Source organism: Vibrio sp. SG41-7 (assembly GCF_014164465.1).
Taxonomy (GTDB): Bacteria; Pseudomonadota; Gammaproteobacteria; order Enterobacterales; family Vibrionaceae; genus Vibrio; species Vibrio splendidus.
In genome coordinates, this window is record NZ_JACJFF010000490.1 from 1 (window position 1) to 202 (window position 202).

Here is a 202-nt window from a genome sequence, read left to right on the forward strand (position 1 = left end):
TCATGACTGGGGTGAAGTCGTAACAAGGTAGCCCTAGGGGAACCTGGGGCTGGATCACCTCCTTATACGAAGATAGTCACGATGAGTGTCCACACAGATTGATTAGGTTTAGAAAGTAAAAGAGACGATATTGGGTCTGTAGCTCAGCTGGTTAGAGCGCTCGCCTGATAAGCGGGAGGTCGGTGGTTCGAGTCCACTCAGA

The 202-nt window shown here is 50.5% G+C and carries 1 rRNA gene; it reads left to right on the forward strand.

What is annotated here, in order from left to right:
• Positions 1-65 (forward strand): 16S ribosomal RNA (locus H5300_RS27700); the annotation flags it as partial.
• Between the last annotated feature and the right edge of the window lie 137 nt (positions 66-202).